The 1520-nt window shown below is 48.5% G+C and carries 9 tRNA genes and 3 rRNA genes; all 12 read left to right on the top strand.

From position 1 onward, the window contains the following. Nucleotides 1–86 (top strand): 23S ribosomal RNA (locus O2Q26_RS18975); the annotation flags it as partial. Nucleotides 87–219: 133 nt separating this feature from the next. Next, nucleotides 220–333 (top strand): 5S ribosomal RNA (rrf, locus tag O2Q26_RS18970). Between the two features lie 14 nt (nt 334–347). Continuing rightward, a tRNA-Val gene (locus tag O2Q26_RS18965) sits at nt 348–423 on the top strand. 4 nt (nt 424–427) lie between these two features. Then, nucleotides 428–503: transfer RNA gene (locus O2Q26_RS18960), tRNA-Thr, on the top strand. 169 nt (nt 504–672) lie between these two features. After that, nucleotides 673–748 (top strand) — tRNA-Lys (locus O2Q26_RS18955). Nucleotides 749–755: 7 nt separating this feature from the next. Next, nucleotides 756–837 (top strand) — tRNA-Leu (locus O2Q26_RS18950). Between the two features lie 6 nt (nt 838–843). Then, nucleotides 844–918 (top strand) — tRNA-Gly (locus tag O2Q26_RS18945). A 55-nt stretch (nt 919–973) separates the two neighbouring features. Further along, nucleotides 974–1062: transfer RNA gene (locus O2Q26_RS18940), tRNA-Leu, on the top strand. A gap of 11 nt (nt 1063–1073) precedes the next feature. Continuing rightward, nucleotides 1074–1150, top strand: a tRNA-Arg gene (locus O2Q26_RS18935). A 7-nt stretch (nt 1151–1157) separates the two neighbouring features. Continuing rightward, nucleotides 1158–1234: transfer RNA gene (locus O2Q26_RS18930), tRNA-Pro, on the top strand. Between the two features lie 18 nt (nt 1235–1252). Beyond that, nucleotides 1253–1328, top strand: a tRNA-Ala gene (locus tag O2Q26_RS18925). Nucleotides 1329–1447: 119 nt separating this feature from the next. Further along, nucleotides 1448–1520: ribosomal RNA gene (locus O2Q26_RS18920) — 16S ribosomal RNA — on the top strand; the annotation flags it as partial.

Raw genomic sequence — 1520 nt, 5'->3', positions numbered from 1 at the left:
CAGAGACGATGAGGTCAATAGGTCCGAGGTGGAAGCGTGGTGACACGTGCAGCTGACGGATACTAATCAATCGAGGACTTAACTATATATCAACCTTCGTGAAAAGGTTACGTTTGTGAACATGTCCAATGTCTTATCCAGTTTTGAGGGTTTTCAAAAAAAACTCTTGAAATTTTCATAAAAGGGTCATATAATATATCTTGTCCCTAAAATATAAGGTTTGGTGGCGAAAGCGAAGAGGTCACACCTGTTCCCATGCCGAACACAGAAGTTAAGCTCTTCAGCGCCGATGGTAGTCGGGTTTACCCCCGTGAGAGTAGGACGCCGCCATACCTTACATAAAATCCGGAGGATTAGCTCAGCTGGGAGAGCACTTGCCTTACAAGCAAGGGGTCGCAGGTTCGAGCCCTGCATCCTCCACCATGTTGCCGGCCTAGCTCAACTGGTAGAGCAACTGACTTGTAATCAGTAGGTTGGGGGTTCAAGTCCTCTGGCCGGCACCATTGATTTTACTATATACTTCATTCATGAAGAGCCATTAGCTCAGCTGGTAGAGCAAGCCCACATCAACGAATGATCTTCTTCGCAGGCTTGCGAGGAGTGAGACATCACTGACACAGCTTGCAACACGACGAGCATCATTAACAAAATTACCAGAACTTATTTCATTAAGAGCCATTAGCTCAGCTGGTAGAGCATCTGACTTTTAATCAGAGGGTCGGAGGTTCGAGCCCTCCATGGCTCACCATTTATTTGCGGGTGTGGTGGAATTGGCAGACACGCTAGATTTAGGATCTAGTGCTTCACGGCGTGGGGGTTCAAGTCCCTCCACCCGCATTATATGCGGAAGTAGTTCAGTGGTAGAACACCACCTTGCCAAGGTGGGGGTCGCGGGTTCGAATCCCGTCTTCCGCTCCATTTATACTTAACAGGTTAATATAAATATATTGAAGTAACCTTACTTGCAAGTCATGCCGGGGTGGCGGAATTGGCAGACGCACAGGACTTAAAATCCTGCGGTAGGTTTCTACCGTGCCGGTTCGAGTCCGGCCCTCGGCACCATAATTTAACATGCGCCCGTAGCTCAATTGGATAGAGCGTCTGACTACGGATCAGAAGGTTAGGGGTTCGACTCCTCTCGGGCGCGCCATTACTTACGGGAAGTAGCTCAGCTTGGTAGAGCACTTGGTTTGGGACCAAGGGGTCGCAGGTTCGAATCCTGTCTTCCCGACCATTTCTTTCAATTAATTTTGGGGCCTTAGCTCAGATGGGAGAGCGCCTGCTTTGCACGCAGGAGGTCAGCGGTTCGATCCCGCTAGGCTCCACCAATATCAATTTGATCTTTGAAAACTGAACGAACCAACCAGTACGTCAAGTCTTCTTTCTATTATATAGAAGGAAGTAAAACAAGCACATTCGGTGTGCAAATGAGCAAGTCAAACTAACTTTTATGGAGAGTTTGATCCTGGCTCAGGACGAACGCTGGCGGCGTGCCTAATACATGCAAGTCGAGCGCAGGA

The sequence above is a fragment of the Halobacillus campisalis genome, from assembly GCF_030345335.1.
Lineage (GTDB): Bacteria > Bacillota > Bacilli > Bacillales > Halobacillaceae > Halobacillus_A > Halobacillus_A campisalis.
The sequence above is the reverse complement of the archived record's forward strand: the minus strand, read 5'-3'. Positions and strand labels throughout refer to the sequence as shown.